13 protein-coding genes are annotated in these 14,537 nt (G+C 44.9%); 4 read left to right on the forward strand and 9 right to left on the reverse strand.

Going from position 1 to position 14,537, the window contains the following annotated elements; all coding sequences use genetic code 11:
* Positions 1-11 precede the first annotated feature (11 nt).
* Positions 12-1,019 (reverse strand): signal peptide peptidase SppA, encoded by a 1,008-nt coding sequence (gene sppA, locus CP943_RS16100; protein ID WP_026579077.1) that lies wholly within the window; start codon positions 1,017-1,019, stop codon positions 12-14.
* Between the two features lie 193 nt (positions 1,020-1,212).
* Here sppA and CP943_RS16105 point away from each other — a divergent pair, with 193 nt between their 5' ends.
* A complete protein-coding gene (locus CP943_RS16105) occupies positions 1,213-2,010 on the forward strand; it encodes an NAD kinase (protein WP_026579076.1) in 798 nt (265 codons plus the stop codon).
* A 272-nt stretch (positions 2,011-2,282) separates the two neighbouring features.
* On the opposite strand, the gene CP943_RS16110 is transcribed toward CP943_RS16105, so the two are convergent.
* From CP943_RS16110 to CP943_RS16130, 5 genes are all read right to left on the reverse strand, one after another.
* Positions 2,283-2,711, reverse strand: coding sequence for a MarR family winged helix-turn-helix transcriptional regulator (locus CP943_RS16110; protein WP_020452586.1), 429 nt, complete (start codon positions 2,709-2,711; stop codon positions 2,283-2,285).
* A 25-nt stretch (positions 2,712-2,736) separates the two neighbouring features.
* Positions 2,737-4,335 carry an acyl-CoA synthetase MbcS gene (gene mbcS, locus CP943_RS16115; protein ID WP_035339327.1) on the reverse strand — a complete coding sequence of 533 codons (1,599 nt, stop codon included), beginning with the start codon at positions 4,333-4,335 and terminating at the stop codon, positions 2,737-2,739.
* Positions 4,336-4,468: 133 nt separating this feature from the next.
* A complete protein-coding gene (locus CP943_RS16120) occupies positions 4,469-4,681 on the reverse strand; it encodes an alpha/beta-type small acid-soluble spore protein (protein ID WP_003184396.1) in 213 nt (70 codons plus the stop codon).
* A 111-nt stretch (positions 4,682-4,792) separates the two neighbouring features.
* A complete protein-coding gene (gene thiI, locus CP943_RS16125) occupies positions 4,793-5,998 on the reverse strand; it encodes a tRNA uracil 4-sulfurtransferase ThiI (protein ID WP_023855502.1) in 1,206 nt (401 codons plus the stop codon).
* Between the two features lie 7 nt (positions 5,999-6,005).
* Positions 6,006-7,151: a cysteine desulfurase family protein gene (locus tag CP943_RS16130; protein ID WP_105981145.1), complete on the reverse strand. Its 1,146-nt coding sequence runs from the start codon at positions 7,149-7,151 to the stop codon at positions 6,006-6,008.
* 194 nt (positions 7,152-7,345) lie between these two features.
* Between CP943_RS16130 and brnQ the strand changes: the two genes are divergently transcribed.
* Entirely contained in the window at positions 7,346-8,683 is a 1,338-nt protein-coding gene (brnQ, locus tag CP943_RS16135) for a branched-chain amino acid transport system II carrier protein (protein WP_020452590.1), read from the forward strand.
* Positions 8,684-8,790: 107 nt separating this feature from the next.
* On the opposite strand, the gene ezrA is transcribed toward brnQ, so the two are convergent.
* Positions 8,791-10,485 carry a septation ring formation regulator EzrA gene (ezrA, locus tag CP943_RS16140; RefSeq protein ID WP_039072913.1) on the reverse strand — a complete coding sequence of 565 codons (1,695 nt, stop codon included), beginning with the start codon at positions 10,483-10,485 and terminating at the stop codon, positions 8,791-8,793.
* 186 nt (positions 10,486-10,671) lie between these two features.
* On the opposite strand from ezrA, the gene hisJ reads away from it, so the two are divergent.
* Positions 10,672-11,484, forward strand: a complete 813-nt coding sequence (gene hisJ, locus CP943_RS16145; RefSeq protein ID WP_020452592.1) for a histidinol-phosphatase HisJ — start codon at positions 10,672-10,674, stop codon at positions 11,482-11,484.
* Here the strand turns inward: hisJ and refZ are convergent.
* Positions 11,477-12,115 (reverse strand): forespore capture DNA-binding protein RefZ, encoded by a 639-nt coding sequence (gene refZ, locus CP943_RS16150; RefSeq protein WP_020452593.1) that lies wholly within the window; start codon positions 12,113-12,115, stop codon positions 11,477-11,479. The two genes, hisJ and refZ, sit on opposite strands and share 8 nt — an antisense overlap.
* A 129-nt stretch (positions 12,116-12,244) precedes the next feature.
* Between refZ and CP943_RS16155 the strand changes: the two genes are divergently transcribed.
* Positions 12,245-12,739: a GAF domain-containing protein gene (locus CP943_RS16155; protein WP_020452594.1), complete on the forward strand. Its 495-nt coding sequence runs from the start codon at positions 12,245-12,247 to the stop codon at positions 12,737-12,739.
* Between the two features lie 13 nt (positions 12,740-12,752).
* Here the strand turns inward: CP943_RS16155 and CP943_RS16160 are convergent, their stop codons facing one another.
* Positions 12,753-14,453 carry a sensor domain-containing diguanylate cyclase gene (locus tag CP943_RS16160; RefSeq protein ID WP_023855505.1) on the reverse strand — a complete coding sequence of 567 codons (1,701 nt, stop codon included), beginning with the start codon at positions 14,451-14,453 and terminating at the stop codon, positions 12,753-12,755.
* Between the last annotated feature and the right edge of the window lie 84 nt (positions 14,454-14,537).

Raw genomic sequence — 14,537 nt, forward strand, 5'->3', positions numbered from 1 at the left:
TCGGTCCCCTCCTATTTAGCGTATAAATACATGAGTCTCGGTGCGCCGGATTGAGAAATTGCTTCTTTAATGTTTAAGAAATCGGCTTCGCTTTTAAACATCTTATTTGCAGTCATCGAAAAGAGCGACGCAAGGCCGGCCGATTCTTCATAGCTGACAACAGACGCTCCGGCAAGGTTTTTGTGGTCTTTTTTCATCGCTTTGACCGCATCCTCATAGTAGCCGAGCTCATCAATGAGATGGTTCTGTTTCGCCTGGCGGCCGTCATAAACGCGTCCGTCGGCAATTTTTTTCACGTCATTTTCGGACATGCTGCGTCCTTCGGCTATAACATCGACAAATCCTTCGTACGCGTCATCGACCATTGACTGCATGATTTCTCTTTCTTTTTTCGTCATATCGCGCGTCGGTGACATGATGTCTTTAAACTCACCGCTTTTGATCGTTTCCGTTTTCAATCCAAGCTTTTCTGCAAGCTTGCTGTAGTTAAGGCTTTCCATGATGACCCCTAGTGAACCCGTCAGCGTGTCCGGCGCTGCAAAGATTTTGTCGGCAGGCGTTGAAATGTAATAGCCTCCAGATGCAGCCATCGAGCCCATTGATACGTAAATCGGTTTTTTCGTATCTTTTTTGATCTCTTCAAGCTTCTTATGTATTTCGGCGCTTTCGTATACTCCGCCACCCGGAGAATTGACGCGCAGAATAATGCCCTTTACAGCAGAGTCGTCTTTTGCTTTTTCAAGCATTTGCAAAAACGATCTGTGGTTATAGCCTTCAGAGCTGAACAAGCCAGAAGCGCCGCCATTGTCGGAAATCGTTCCGTTCACTTCAAGCACGGCGATTTTTCTTGAGCTGTTTCCTTCTTCAAGCACCGTTTCTTCCTGGGTGTCATTAAGGCCAAACTGCATCTTTCCGTCATTCCCCATCGTGTCAAATACTGCTAGCAAAAGGCTCACCACCGCAGATAACGCAAAAACGCCCAGCGCGATGACAAGTGCGATCCATCTTTTCGCATTCATTTTGTCTGTTCTCCTCCTTTGAATAAAAAAAGCTGCATGTCTTAGTACGTATATGAAGAGAAAAAGTTCAGTATGATGCCGCTTCATATACAAGAAGTTTTTGGACATGGTAAACTAAGGGTCACAGGTCATTTTAACATACATGTTAGATGGCAGAAAAATCTAAACTTAACAGACAAAGGGGAGAATGATTGTGACAGACCGCCGGAACATTTATTTCTTTTACAAAAAAAGCGAAGAAACCGACGAGCAGTGCAAAAAACTGAAACACCTTGCAGAAGAACACGGATTTCGCGTCGTTCACCATCACAATGAAGCCAATATTATCGCAAGCATCGGCGGCGACGGGACATTTTTGCAGGCGGTTCGAAAGACGAATTTCAGGGATGACTGCCTGTACGTAGGCGTGGCCAAAAAGGGGAAAGCTCATTTGTATGCGGATTTTAATATACATGATACCGATAAAATGATTGAAGCGACAAACTCTGAACAAATCGAGGTCAGAAAATATCCGCTGATCGATGTAACCGTTGACGGGACAAGCTTTCGATGTCTGAATGAGGTATCCATCCGTTCAAGCATTATTAAAACATTTGTGATGGACGTCTATATTGATGATCTTCACTTTGAAACATTCCGCGGGGACGGAATGATCGTGTCCACTCCGACCGGAAGCACCGCGTATAACAAATCGGTTGAAGGGGCAGTCGTTGATCCGCTGCTTCCATGCATACAGGTGACAGAGCTCGCTTCATTGAACAACAACACATACAGAACACTCGGATCTCCGTTTATTTTAAGTGCGGATCGAAAGCTGACATTAAAAATCGTCCAAGACGGGAACGACTATCCGATCATCGGCCTTGATAACGAAGCCTTCAGTACGATGCATGTAAAAGAAGTCGAAGTCAGCCTCTCGGGCAAGATGATCAAAACCATTAAATTAAAAGACAATTCATTTTGGGAAAAAGTAAGGCGCACATTTCTATAATTTTGAAAACCCTTTCATTAAAAAGAGCGGGATGTTCCTCCTGCTCTTTTTTGCGGATGCTTATCACGAAATTTTCACTTCCGCATTCATGCCGGGCAGCAAGCACTTTGGCGGACGAATTTAATATCGACACATCGGATTGCCTCAAAAGTGCTCCTCCTTCCGGTTTTTATATATCGTATTACAAGTTGTATTACGCATCCTTTTTTCTATAAATCAACAGATTAAAAAGAAAAAGGCTGGTGATCGTCTGACCAACAGCCTTTAGCCGATTATTTGCTCCACTTTTTAAAATCCTGATTCAGTCTGATCAAATGAGTTTCCAATGTGCTCAGTTCTTCTTTTGTCCAGTCTTGAAGAACCTCCGTGTATACATGATAGCGAGCCTTTTGCACTTTTTTCAGAGTATCAATGCCCTCCGAAGTCATTTCTACAAGGCTGATCCGGCCGTTGTTGGGATCGGGAAAACGCCTGATGAGCTTTTTCCGTTCCAATGCTGCAACCTGTCTGCTCGCTGTCGAAAGATTCAGCATTAAGGTTTCAGCCAGCGAGTTGATGGCAAGAGGACTTTGCTTATCAAGCTCGCTTAACAGCAGATATTCCGAGCGGTCCAGACTTCCGAACCGCGGACTGTAGGCCGTCGTCAGACGGACTAAAAGCGCGATTTCCTTCTCGATGTTTCGGAGTGAGTCATGCCCCAAAGGATATTCCCCCCCTCTTGTGTGGTTATTCAGCTTTTGTTTTAAGAACGATTTCCCGTTGTCTTAGTTCAAAGCGCTTAATTTTCGCCGATGGCGTTTTCGGCAGTTCTTCGATGAATTCTATCTCCCGGGGGTATTTATAAGGGGCCGTCATGGCTTTTACATGGTTTTGCAATTCCTTTGTCAGTTGTTCATTTCCGCGGGATCGATCCTTTAAGACAACATATGCTTTCACGATCGATCCCCTGATTTCGTCAGGGCTTGCCACCACAGCACATTCTTTGACCTCAGGATGCTTGATCAGTGCATCTTCAACTTCAAACGGGCCGATTGTATATCCTGAACTGATGATCACATCGTCATTGCGGCTTTCAAACCAGAAATAGCCGTCTTCATCCTTTCGCGCCTTATCCCCTGTTATAAAGTAATCTCCTCTTCTTTGGCGGAGCGTTCGTTCTTGATCTTTGTAATATTCTTTAAAGAGTGCCGGCGTGCTTAAGTGGACGGCGATATCGCCCGTTACGCCCGGCGGACAGCTCTTTCCATTCCCGTCTATAATATCAACCAGGTTTCCAGGCGTCGGTTTTCCCATGCTTCCAGGCTTGATTTTCATTCCTTTTAAAATCCCCACCAACAGCGTGCTTTCCGTTTGTCCGTATCCGTCCCGCACATCAATATGAAAATGCTTTTTAAATGTATCAATGACTTCCCTGTTCAACGGCTCCCCGGCCGAAACAGCGCTGTGCAGAGAAGACAGGTCAAAGCGGGACAAATCATTTACTTTCGCCATGAATCGATATTCTGTCGGCGTACAGCATAGCACATTGATTTGATGGCGCTCAATCAGCTGCAAATACGTTTCCGGCGTAAATTTCCCGTGATAGATAAAGCCGGCTGCACCGCTGCCGAGCACTGCTAAAAACGGGCTCCATACCCATTTTTGCCAGCCCGGCCCCGCTGTTGCCCAGACGAGATCCCCTTCTGAAATGTCAAGCCATGCGGAAGCTGTCGTTCTTAAGTGAGCATAAGCCCAGCCGTGTGTATGTACAACTCCTTTTGGCTGACCGGTCGTGCCTGATGTGTAAGATAAAAATGCGATGTCATCGCGAGAGGTATCAGCCGCTTGAAAATCCGCGGCAACGGCCTGATTCATTTCTTCAAGCAGGTTGATCCACCCTTCTCTGCTTTCTCCGACGGCAAATAACGACAGCTCATCTTTTGCTTGAACATCTAGAAAAGCATCAAGAAATGCTGAATATACGACGGCTCCTTTGACGCCGGCATGCTTGATCCTGTAATCCAAGTCTTTCGCCCGGAGCATTTCGGAACATGGGATGACCACCATTCCGGCTTTTAAAATGGCCATGTAGACGGCATACGTCTCCGGGATCCGCGGCATCATCACGATAAGCTTGTCACCTTTTTTCAGTCCAGAACGGGTCAATATGCTGCCGATTTTGTAAGCCCTTTCAATTAATTTTTCATAAGTCCAAGACACTTGACGTCCTGATTCATCTTCCCAGATCAAAGCGGTTTTATCACGGGAAGATTTAAATTTTTCAATTTCATCAACCGCGTTATACTTCTCCGGCGCAATCAAATCTTCTCTTCTCAACCCATCCATCTCCTTGTCTTGTGCCATCTTTTTATTATACATAATCCTTTCATACAATTGTATTCCGAAATGCCTATTTTGCAGAACATAAAAAAGAGTGGGGATTAAACCCCACCCATTATCCATTGCTTTTTAATTTTAATTATTGTTGTGTTCCACCCATTTGCTGTTGAGCGAAAGAAACTAAACGCTTAGTGATTTCTCCTCCAACTGAACCGTTTGCACGAGAAGTAGTTTCTGCTCCAAGGTTAACGCCAAATTCAGAAGCGATTTCGAATTTCATTTGGTCGATAGCTTGAGCAGCACCAGGAACCAATAGTTGGTTAGAACTGCTTTGTCTGTTGTTTTGAGCCATGTGTTCTCACCTCCTTGTGAGTATAGATTGTGTAAAAACACATGACTTCATACAAAGAATGTTTGGTAATTGTATGCAAAAACAGACAAAGGCGTTTGATCGAATATTCCTTTAGAAAAAGTCCGCAAATTGATCTTTCGTTTCCGCTTTGCTGCTCAAAACAATCGTTTCTGTGTTCTCTACAGCTTCGTTGATGAGCGGTTCGAAATCTGTGTAGCTTTCAAAGTGTTCGATTTTTTCTTTTTTCGGACGCGTTTTCGGCGCAGAAGGCGTGAAGATCGTGCAGCAGTCTTCGTACGGACGTATGCTGATATCGTACGTATCGATTTCCTTCGCTTTTTCGATGATTTCCGTCTTATCCATGCCGATTAAAGGGCGCAAAACCGGCGTGCTCGTGACCGCGTTGATGGCATACATGCTTTCGAGCGTCTGGCTTGCCACCTGGCCGAGGCTTTCTCCTGTAAAAACGGCAAGCGCGTTATGTCGTTCGCGCAGTTTGTCGGCGATCTGCAGCATCAGCCTTCTGGTCGCCGTCATGGAATAGTTTTCGGGAATCTGCTTTTGAATGAGCTCTTGGGTTTTCGTAAACGGAACGATATGAAGCTTGATGTCTCCGCCGAAAGCCGTAAGGCGTTTAGTGAGATCAATCACTTTTTGCTTGGCCCGTTCGCTTGTATATGGCGGGCTGAAAAAGTGAACAGCTTCGATCTCAAGCCCGCGCTTCATGGCATAGAACCCGGCAACAGGGCTGTCAATTCCGCCGGATATCATAAGCATCGCTTTTCCTCCGCTTCCGACCGGCAGTCCGCCCGCACCTTTTTCATCCCGGAATGTCAAATACGTAGCATCTTCCCGAATTTCGATCCGCAAATGGATGTCCGGGGAATGAACGTCAACGGTAAGATCATCGGTGTTGCGCAAAATGTGTCCGCCGATTTCGGCATTCATCTCATTTGTATTTAATTCAAACTGCTTGTAAGCCCTTTTCGTCGATACTTTAAAGGTATCTCCGGGCTTGTATTGTTCTTGAACAGACGCGAGCGCCGTCTCTTTAATGCTTTCCAGATCTGTCCGGCACTTCACGGCAAGACTGAACGATTGGATGCCGAAAACGTTTTTCAGACGGGCCATTACGGCTTCCGCGTCTTCTCCGTTTAATACGAGAGTCATTCTGTCACGTGTTGACTCATAACGGACGTTGCGGAAATCGCGCAAGACCATTTTGATATTTCTTTTCAGGCGATCGACAAAAAGCTTTCTGTTCTTTCCTTTTGTTGAAATTTCGCCAAATCTGATTAAAATATAGTCTTCATTCATTGTGTCTCTACCTCATAATTCCTTTTAGTTTGTGTAAACTTTCTTTTAAGGCCGTCATAAACGGGTCGACAATCTCCTGATTGTCCCGGTATGTCATACTGATTCTGATGCTGCTTGCCGCTGCATCTTCACCTTTTCCCATTGCTAAAAGCACCTTGCTCGGCTTATGCTGTTTTGAAGAGCATGCTGATGTCGTCGATACGAAAATACCCCGCTCTTCTAGCATATGCAAAAGGACCTCGGCCTTCAATCCCGGCACGGAAAAATTAATGATATGCGGCGCGCTGTTTTCTTCCGGCGTATTTAATATAACACCTTTTAGCTCTTTTAGCTCCTTGATAAAAGCCAATTTTGCCGCCTTTATTTCTTCTATATAATGGTTATAATCCTGTTTTGACATATTGATCGCTTTTGCAAGCGTAACAGCGCCGGCGGTATTTTCAGTTCCGGCACGCCTGTTGTTCTGCTGTTCTCCTCCGGAAATCAAAGGAAAAAGCGAAATCCGTTCGTTCAGAATGAGCGCTCCTGTTCCTTTTAAGCCGTGAAATTTATGGCCCGATATCGTACAAAGGTCAATGTCCGCCCCGGAGATGTCCAGCGGAACCTTGTTAATGCCTTGAACGTGATCAACGTGAAAGTATGCCCTTGTGTTTTCTTTTACGATTTTGCCGATGTCTTCCACAGGCTGGATGACACCTGTTTCATTGTTGACGTGCATGATGCTCACCAGAATCGTGTCTTTGCGGAACGCTTGTTTCAGATCTTCAAGCGAAACAAATCCGCGGCTGTCGACAGGAAGATATGTAACCTCAAAGCCGAAGGCTGTCTTCAGCTGCTCCAAAGATTCCGTCACAGACGGGTGTTCAATGGAGGAAGCAATAATATGTTTTCCTTTTTGCATATGTGCCAAAGCAATGCCTTTCAGCGCCATGTTGTTGGCTTCTGAAGCCCCGGACGTAAACACGATATCATGACTTTTTAGCGAAAGCGCCGTTTTGATCTGTTTCCTTGCTTCTGAAAGCAATTGATCCGCTTCAATGCCGTGGCGGTGCAACGACGAAGGGTTGCCGAAGAAGCGCTGATTTACTTGTTCATAAATTTGTAATAATTCAGGATATGGTTTTGTTGTTGAACTATTATCAAGATAAATCATGATCTACTCCTTTAAAAATGAACGTTCTTTTTCATGACTGTATATGTTATCATATCAACTTGTAATTGAAAATTAAAAATAAATGTTTGACTTCTCTGATTTTTAAAATATAATAGTCTTTGGACTTTTGTCATATTATATCACGAAAATAAATTGACAGAAAATTTAAACAACAAACCAGGAGGTTCTTTTTAATGAAAACTTCACTATCCGCTAAGGAAACGACGGCGATTGGACTTATGCTGTTCGCCCTCTTTTTCGGAGCGGGAAATATGATTTTTCCTCCCCAGCTCGGTCAAGCTGCCGGAGAGAATGTTTGGCCGGCTATCATCGGATTCTTGCTGACAGGCGTCGGTCTTCCGCTGCTCGGCGTCATCGCGGTTGCTCTAAAAGGGAGTGCAAAAGGCCTAGCTGACAAAGCCCATCCGGTCTTCGGCACGATATTAATCGTCAGCATTTATTTGACGATCGGACCTTTGTTTGCTATTCCAAGGACAGGAAATGTTTCATACGTGATAGCGGTGGAGCCGTTTTTAGGGAAACATTCATCAAGTCTTTATCTGTTTATCTTTACCCTGATATTTTTCGGAATCACTTATTTCCTGGCTTTAAACCCAAGCAAGCTTGTTGACCGCATCGGTAAAATTTTAACACCGATATTATTGACTGTAATCGCAATATTAGTCATCAAAGCGTTTATCACCCCGATGGGCAGCATCGGCTCTGTGACAGAGGCCTATCAATCCGCACCTCTGTTTGTCGGATTTTTAGAAGGATATAAAACGATGGATGCGATCGCTTCAATCGTATTTGGAATTGTCGTTATTACCGCGATTAAAGACCGCGGCGTTACAAATCCAAAGTCAATCGCCGCTTCATGCATCAAAGCGGGGATCGTCGCTGCAGTCGGTCTCGGACTCGTTTATGTTTCTCTCGCTTATTTAGGGGCGACAAGTGTTGAAACCGTCGGTTCGCTCAACAACGGCGGCGAAATATTGTCCAAAGCTTCCGCGTATTTATTCGGCTCGCTTGGAAATGCCGTGCTCGGTATCGCGATCTTGTTCGCCTGCCTGACGACGAGCGTCGGACTCGTTTCCTCTTGCGGAGAGTATTTTTCAAAGCTGATTCCGAAGCTCTCTTACAAAGCTGTTGTCATCATCGTGACGCTTTTCAGCCTTGTGATTGCCAATTTCGGACTGACAGAAATCATCTCGTTTTCAGTTCCGATTCTGTCGGCGATTTATCCGCTTGCGATCGTCGTCGTTTTGCTCTCTTTCATTGACAAGCTGTTTGCTGAACGACGCGAAGTCTATATCGGTGCCCTTATCCCGACTGGAATTTTAAGCATCATCGACGGATTAAACGCGGCGAAAATTCCGCTGGGTCCGGTAAACGATATCTTAAAAGCGAACATCCCGCTGTTCAGCATGGGTGTCGGCTGGGTCATTCCGGCTGTTATCGGCGCGGTGATCGGTTACATTGTGACATTTTTCATCGCTTCGCCGAAAGACAAATTAAAGAAAGTCAGCTGATCTTTGAAAAACCGGCTCTGTTTTTAAACAGGGCCGGTTTTTTTATTTTTCATTGCAGCTATAGACAAAAAAACCCGACACGCCTTTTCACGTGCCGGGTTTTTGCTCTATTCAGGCTGCTTCGCGTCCGCTGCAAGCCGGGCAACTGCTCCCGGCGACGCTTTTTCGACCGCTCTGGCGGCAATGTCGTAAGCCTCTTCATACTGATATGCATAAAAACTTTTCTCTGCTTCTTTGAGCTGTTCGGAAAGAATCCGGTCCTGGCTTCTGAAGCGGTTGCCATATTGGATGATGCGTTCGATCAGCAAAACCAGTTCAACCAGTTCATCCGTCTTTGTTTTCACTTCTGTGACAAGCTGTTCCGCCTCTTGAAGGCGTTCGTTCACCGCATCCATGTTCAGCGGCAGCTCATTCAGCTGTTCTGTCACTTTCTGCACAGTCGTCTGCGACTGCCGGATCTTTTCGGTTATGGCTTCCGGAATCCCTGGAACATTGCTTTTCTCCAGGCTCCGCGCCGTATCCTTGATCGTCTGCTTTAATTGCTTGAGAAGCTCTCTTGCCTGAAGCTCTTCTTTTCTCAGCATTTGCAGCATGTCTCTGTATTCGTCATGCTCCCGTTGAGCGGCTTCCATCTGCTTTTCGATATCCGCAAGCTCTTCTTTTAACAGCGAGTAGGCGACATGTTTCTGATCAAGCCTTTCTTTCACTTGTTCGAACTGCTTTTCGATCATTTCAAGGCGTTTTTCGTATGACTGCTGTTTCTCCAGTTCTCCGGTTGTCAGTCTGTAGCCTTTCTTGACGAGTTCGGTTTCAGCTTCGGTATCCTTTTTGGAGGCTTCAAGCTTTTCCAATGCAGCGGCAAGCTCAGGCACTTTCCCCAAAATTTCCTGCCCTGCTTCGACTTCATGCTCCAGCTGGTTATACAGCGTCTGGATCGTTTCATCAATCATCTGCACGATTGCGGCGGCTTCTTCTAAATCAAGTTCGTCCAAAAGCGCACCTTCAGCACGCTTCAATTCTTTCAAAAGGTTTTCGAGCTCCTTCTCCACTTGAATATGATCGAGCTTGTACCCTTTATCGATCATTTCCTGATAGCCGGCTTTCAATTTGGCGAGTTCCTGCGGAACGGTCTGCTTGCAGCTTGCAAGCAGTTTCGGCACATCGTCTATGTATGATTGAAGCTCTTCAAGCAAACGGTCTTGGGCGAGCAGCACCTTTCTGGCTTCTATATAATTTCCGCCTTCTGTTTCCTCTTCAAACTGTTTAATGCCTTCCCACACGGTATCGAGGTCGGTTTCAATTTTCTCATAGAGGTCTCCGTACAGGTGACTGTATGCCAAAAGGTTTTTCCGCACTTTTGTATACCGTTCTTTTACCTCTTCGATTTCTTTGCGGTTCTGCTCTTCGCTCGAGACAAGATCGGCGATTTCCTTTAAGATGTCTTCAATGTTGGATTCAGCCGCTGATAAAAGATTCTCAATATGCGCGAGCACCTGTTTCGATTTTTGAAAACGGTATTTGTCGGCGCAATCCTCGGCTTCAAACAGAAGCTCTTCGACTTTGGGCATATGCGAGGTGACGATTTCATCCCATTCCCGGCGCCACCTTTCAAAGAATTCCTCAGTCTGCCCCGTCATTTTCAGATGCTTGATTTTTGACATCTCTTCCACGATCGATCGGTTCATGATTTCGATTTTCCAAGCTTCTAAACGGTCGATCTCTTTATATATATTTTTTCTGAATAAGTAGCCCGTAGCGAATAAGATTAAAAATAACGCCAGTAAGCCAATGACAAACTCCATAATGAGCCCCCTTGCTGTTTATCTGTTCTGTCAGGGTATGTATTTGAAATTGTTATGTAAAAATGAAGTTAAACTATCGTTTTCATTGTTCTTATGATACCATGTAACCAACATTTTTTGAGCAGAATTTTTAATTTTTTTACATCAAAGTGACAACATCTGACTATTTTTTTACGGGGTGACATCATGCTGAAACGAGACGGTCATGTTCATTCTCCCTTTTGTCCGCACGGATCAAAAGACGAATTCAGATATTATATAGAAGAATTATGCAAAAAAGGCTTCCGATCCGTATCCTTCACCGAGCATGCGCCGCTTCCGCCTTCATTCATGGATCCGACCCCGGAGAAAGACAGCGCCATGCCGATCTCCGAGCTGGACCGCTATATTGAACGGCTGACCGAACTGAAGGAAGAGTACAAAGGACAGCTCGACGTTTTAATCGGTCTTGAAGTCGATTATATCCGCACCTTTGAACACGAAACGAAAGCTTTTCTCGATCAATACGGCACGCATCTTGACGACAGCATTCTTTCCGTTCATTTTTTGCCGGCCGGATCATCGCACATCTGCCTTGACTACGATGAAAAAGCGTTTCAGCAGCTGATCGGCTGCTACGGCAGCACAGAACAGGTCTATCTCGCCTATTATGACGAAATTTATTCTTCCATTGTATCACCGCTGGGAGCATTTAAGCCAAAACGAATCGGCCACATTACGCTTGCGAAAAAATTTGTGAAGCTGTTTCCGTATTCGATGTCAGAAAGCGTCAGAAAATCGGTCTCCTCCTGTTTGGATGAAGCCGCAAAGCGCGGATACGAACTTGACTTTAATACGTCCGGCCTCCGCAAGCCTTATGCAGGCGACGTCTATATGGAAGAATGGATGATAAAAGAAGCGGAACAAAAAAACATCCCGCTTGTCTTTGGGTCTGATGCCCACCAAGCAGAGGATGCCGGATTTGGTTACGAACATTTTGAGAGCCGCTTGGCTAAATAACGGCGGCTTGCCGACCTTCTCTGTACAACAGACTGAGAAGCCATGTTTTGACTTCCTTGTAATACGCCTGATAAAAGTACGGCTCGTGCGGCTGTACATACAGCACTTCTGAAATATATTGAGGCTGCAGATAAGGCATCATTAAAAGCGACTTCAGCTGAATCATAAAATGGGAAAGGGGAAAACGGGAAAATTCATTGTCCTCATTTCCCTTTTCAATGATCAGGTGGAGAATGTACTTTTCTTTTGTTAAATATGTCGACATCACTTCGCGATTCAGTGTGGAATCAATCGTGACTTCGCGATAAACAAACCGAGTTAATTGACGGTGCTCATGCTGATACGATAGAATATCAAAAACCAATTGAAGAAGGCAATCCGTTGCACCTGCATCCGGAAGGCGTTCATAACCCTTTTCAAGGACTCTTAAATAGCCTTCATAAAAACGGGATATCAAATGCTCCATTAAACCGCCTTTTCCATTAAAATAATAGGAGATGTGGGCGACATTGACATTGGCTGCTCGGGCAATTTCGCGGACGGATGTTCCTGAAAAACCTTTTTGGTTGAACAGCTCCACGGCAGATTCGATGATCCTGTCCTTCGTGGTTGAAATAGCGTTTGATCCCATCTTGTTTCACCCCTTCTTACTTAAAACAATTCCACTTCAAGCGGAATTGTTCCTGTAAAAAGTGCTCGACAAATAGCATCACGGCAAGCGTGTTTTTGCCATTTCAAAGAAAAAGCGAGGGAAATTATCATGTTTCATGTCGAAAAAACAGAAGGCAGCAAAGAAAAAAAATACGAGCTTCTCCTCAAACAGATCGATGCGCTGACAGAAGGCGAACCTGATATGATCGCCAATACAGCAAACGCCTCCGCTCTTTTATATCAATCATTGGAAGACATCAACTGGGCGGGTTTCTATTTTGCCAAAGACGGCGAGCTTGTGCTCGGGCCGTTCCAGGGACTTCCTGCATGCGTAAGAATCCCGTTCGGGAAAGGCGTCTGCGGCACCGCTTATACAAACGGCCGGGTCGAGCGCGTTGAAGATGTGAACGCGTTCCCCGGACACATTGCGTGTGATGCGGCATCCCAATCCGAAATCGTAGTTCCGCTTGAAGTGGACGGGAACATCATCGGAGTGCTCGATATCGACAGCCCGATTAAAAACCGCTTCGATGAAACAGATGAGTATTATTTGAAAAAGTTCACAGAGATGCTTGGAGAGCGTTTAAGCGAAAAGAGCCGGTAAATCCGGCTCTTTTTTAATGTGTCATAAACCTGTTTTTCCCGTTTCGCTTTGCATTGTACAGCGCGACATCCGCCTCTTTAAAAAGGCAGGTTAAAGATTTCGGACGATCTTGAGACCAATTGGATACCCCGCACGAAATCGTCACCTTTGGATCAGTGCATTCCCTGACAAGCGTAATCAGCCTCTCAGCAAGCATTTCACCGGTGTTCAGCCCTGCTTTCGGCAAGTATACCGCAAGCTCTTCTCCTCCCCACCTTGCTGCGACGTCCTGGTCGCGGATGTTTCGCTGGATCACCCTGGCGACTTGAATGAGAATATCATCGCCTTTCTGATGGCCGTACGTATCGTTAATCTGTTTAAAATCATCGATATCAATCAATACGAGTACGCCGCTCTCATCCGCTTTCATACTGTACCCGATTTTTTCATCGAAATAGCTTCTCGAGTAAAGCTCTGTCAAACGGTCTGTTTGAACAAGATACTTCAGCCGGTCACGCAGCATCAAATTCGACACGGCGAGCGTGGAATGCCTGATCAGCGTCTGAAACAACTTAAACATTTCAAATGAAAAAGAGCAGACGTTTTTTTTCAATACGATGACAAATCCTTTGTTTTCATTATTCTCCAGCATCGGAACGCCCATTAATGAAGCATAACCTTCATTTCCAAAAAACGAAGAACCGTTTCCGACAAATACCCCGTTTTCCTCTGAAATCTTTTCTTTAACATAGCGGATGTATAGAAGGGCCGCATCCGTCTGAAAAAAACCTGTGCTTCCCGGCAGCAGGGTTTCCTCGTCCAAATGATTTTTATAAAAAAAGCCCACCTCTTCGGCGCCAAATGAACTGATCAGCCTTTCGGACAAACTCTTCATCATATCAGGGAGGCGTTTCGTCCGGTTCAGCTGATGCGATGTTTCATTAATCAGCTCCAAATTTGAAATCATATTCTGCGACTGTTCGTAAAGCCGGGAATTTTCAAATGCTTTCCCTGCCGCATTCGAAATAATGCATATATCCGCTGCCGTATCGGCAGCCCCTGGTCCAAAAGCCTTCAAAACGCCATACGTTCCCTGCCGGCCTTTAATCGGAATGTAAACTTCCGATTCATTTTTGCTCTTCGCCTGTCCTGATAAGTATGCCTCTAAGGCGAAAGAATCGGTCGATTCGCTTTGCACATCTAACTCTATCGCAGGAAGGCTGATGTATTGGTCCTCGTCGTATGACAAGAAAAGACAATATGCCAAAAAAGGAAAAACATCCCTCAAACTTTCAACCATTGTCTTGAGCACCTGCTCCTGATCCATCAGCTCATGCAGCAGCGCCGTCTTTTCATAAATCTTTGTTTTATTGAGCTCCTCATGAAATAATGCATCAAGTTTCAGACAATGCATTAAAAATAGGAGGATGGATTCAGCAAGACGTTCTGGTACTTTATGATTCTTTTGACACAAAAGTTCTATATATTTGCTGTTTTCTTCTATTGTTATAATGATATAATAATCATTAACTCGGCTGATCTGGCCGCTTTGGCCGTTCGCTCCCTGCGGACTTGAAGAAGGACGCAATGTAAGAGATATAAACGAAAAAAATGACTCTGCTGCCGCTTTTAGCCAGGCAACAGAGTCATCGTACGAGACGGCCGGCTTTTTTAAAAGAAATTGGAACAGCTTCTGATGAAAAGACAGATATAGGTCTTCAGTTTGTTTGTTCATGGTCATCACCTTAAAAAAATCCGTTTTATGTATTTTATTTTCCTGATTATATCATAAAAAACAGGACTTTATACTTATTAACGA

The sequence above is a fragment of the Bacillus paralicheniformis genome, from assembly GCF_002993925.1.
Taxonomy (GTDB): Bacteria; Bacillota; Bacilli; order Bacillales; family Bacillaceae; genus Bacillus; species Bacillus paralicheniformis.

Coding starts and splice junctions, on each gene's coding strand:
- sppA (WP_026579077.1), bottom strand. CDS start 1,019: ATGAATGCGAAAAGATGGATCGCACTTGTCATCGCGCTGGGCGTTTTT.
- mbcS (WP_035339327.1), bottom strand. CDS start 4,335: ATGGATGGGTTGAGAAGAGAAGATTTGATTGCGCCGGAGAAGTATAAC.
- CP943_RS16120 (WP_003184396.1), bottom strand. CDS start 4,681: ATGGCTCAAAACAACAGACAAAGCAGTTCTAACCAACTATTGGTTCCT.
- thiI (WP_023855502.1), bottom strand. CDS start 5,998: ATGAATGAAGACTATATTTTAATCAGATTTGGCGAAATTTCAACAAAA.
- CP943_RS16130 (WP_105981145.1), bottom strand. CDS start 7,151: ATGATTTATCTTGATAATAGTTCAACAACAAAACCATATCCTGAATTA.
- brnQ (WP_020452590.1), top strand. CDS start 7,346: ATGAAAACTTCACTATCCGCTAAGGAAACGACGGCGATTGGACTTATG.
- ezrA (WP_039072913.1), bottom strand. CDS start 10,485: ATGGAGTTTGTCATTGGCTTACTGGCGTTATTTTTAATCTTATTCGCT.
- hisJ (WP_020452592.1), top strand. CDS start 10,672: ATGCTGAAACGAGACGGTCATGTTCATTCTCCCTTTTGTCCGCACGGA.
- refZ (WP_020452593.1), bottom strand. CDS start 12,115: ATGGGATCAAACGCTATTTCAACCACGAAGGACAGGATCATCGAATCT.
- CP943_RS16155 (WP_020452594.1), top strand. CDS start 12,245: ATGTTTCATGTCGAAAAAACAGAAGGCAGCAAAGAAAAAAAATACGAG.
- CP943_RS16160 (WP_023855505.1), bottom strand. CDS start 14,453: ATGAACAAACAAACTGAAGACCTATATCTGTCTTTTCATCAGAAGCTG.